The 2,249-nt window shown below is 40.1% G+C and carries 1 pseudogene; it reads right to left on the bottom strand.

The window, feature by feature from the left end:
* Nucleotides 1-42: 42 nt before the first annotated feature.
* Nucleotides 43-1,791: pseudogene (locus tag ACXAC4_RS21500) on the bottom strand (S8 family serine peptidase); the annotation flags it as partial.
* Nucleotides 1,792-2,249 lie beyond the last annotated feature (458 nt).

Genomic DNA, 2,249 nt, shown 5'->3' with positions numbered 1-2,249 from the left:
AAGGTTAACGACGGTTAGATTCACCTCTTACACAGCACCTGCTGGGTTATCGATGGTACATACTTCGTTGTTACCGCCTTTATAAGGGCGACAGTCGTATGACGATGTAGTCGGTTTGCTACCAGCTTTAACATAAAGGTCAGCATCGCCTGTGCCACCGCTCATAGTGAATGTTACTTTGCTTGTGTTTGCTGGTACTTCCATTGTGTAGAAGTCTTGGCCGCCTTGTGAACCGCTAAGGCCTGTTTTAGCAACGCCATCAGCTAGTACATTGTCACCTACAGGAGGCTCAACTACACCGCCTGAAGCTTCAGCAACTGCTGCAGCTGCATCGATAATACCAGTACCACAGTTGTTACAAGTTGCACCGAAGCTCTTAGTCGTATTTTTAAGAATTGTTTCAATTTCATCAGGCGTCGCTGAAGGTTTAGCTTGCTTAATTAGTGCCGCTACACCTGCAACATGAGGCGCTGCCATTGATGTACCTTGAGAATATGCATAGCTGTCAGAGCTTGGTGTTGTTGAACCTGAGTTGTAAGTAGATAAAACACCTTCAGGGTCATTTGCAAAGCTTTGCGCGCCACCTGGTGCTGCTACGTCAATGTTTGAACCATAGTTTGAGTAGTAAGCACGACCACCGTTACGACCTACCGCAGCAACGTTTACTACGCCAGAACAGTTACCTGGGTTGTAGTTTGCTGAGTTATCGTTGTCGTTACCAGCAGCAATAACAACTACCGCACCATTTGCACGCGCTTGGTTAATTGCGTTTTGCGTTGTTGAACTACAAGCACCACTGCCACCTAAACTCATATTGATAACGTCAGCTGGGTTAGGGTTTGTAGGAACGCCAGACACTGAACCACCTGCAGCCCAGATAATACCGTCAGCGATATCTGATGTTAAACCACCACATTTACCAAGTACAAAAGGCTGAATTTGTTGATTTAGAGAAGCAATAGGTGCATATCCCTCCATCTTCATTTCTTTATATAATTCCACTTCTTTTTCATTAAATGAGTAATCCTTTTGCGCCTCCCCCTTATCAACTAAGAGTCCATACAGTTCATCTTTTACGATTTCATCTAGACTCATATTTGTATCCTTTTCATGAATGACAAATGATAAATTTCCTCTTCCATCAAAAATAGAGCTTTGAACCTTTGCATATAAATCTGGCTTCAAAATGTTATCTAAATAGACATTTTCTCGTTCTCCATTTTTCTCCATTAACGAAACATATAAATCTTCTGGATTTGTTTTATCTTGGTTCCATACCGATAAATAATTAATATCTTTCGTAACACCATCCATCATGTGAATCCTTGCAACCTCTTCATCTTGCATATCCTTCGCCAACACTTCAATTGTAACTAAATGAGTAGGTGCCTCTTTCAAGCTTTCTAATGTACTTTCCTGTGCTTTTTCCATCGTTATTTCTTTGTTATTCCTATGATTCACTACCTCATCCCGTAACGCTTGCTTCACTTCATCCGATAGATACCTTTTCTCGTTTAATACTTGTTCATATGGCGTTTTGTAGTCCCCATCTCCCATATTCATACGATCCATACTCACAAGCTCCATTCTCCCAAAATCCCTATCTACTCCTTTTGGAATGACAATATGATAACGAGCTTGATCGTAAGGGATGGTTTCACCTCTTTCTCTAGCTTCTTCCCTTGCTTTTTCAATACTTGTAATAACTTCAGCCATTTTTTCATTGGCTTCTCCAAATGGAATCAGTTGATTATTCTTAAAAGTTTCGTTGTCGCTCCATTGAACTAGCATAGTTGGACGATTAATTTCGTCCTGATTTAATGCTGCATACTTTTCTTGATTCGCTTCGTTAAATGCATCAATAAATTCTTTATCACTCAATTTCCCTGCACCTTCTACAGGTTCAAACGCTCGATTCCTATCTGCTTGTTCCCTTAACTCTGCAACAGAAACAAGCTCTTGTGTCGTATTACTTAAACTCATGTATTCCACCAATAAAATATTTTTTTCATTCTGTTTTTCATTTACAAAGCTAGGTTGAGCATTTTTTTCTAGTCCAATTGGTGCAAGTATTTTTTCTTCAACCTGCTCATATTCAATCGTTGTATAATACCCATCCTCTTGATCCAAACCTTTAAAACTTGCCTCTTCTGCTACTGTATATCCATGACCCTCTACATGAAAAACTTCTTCATTGTGCTGTAATGGCTTACCTGTTTCTTGGCAATAAATCACTTCTGATTCAGTAG

The organism is Pseudoalteromonas sp. AWM4_233 (assembly GCF_056158285.1).
This window is presented reverse-complemented; position numbering and strand designations above follow the sequence as displayed.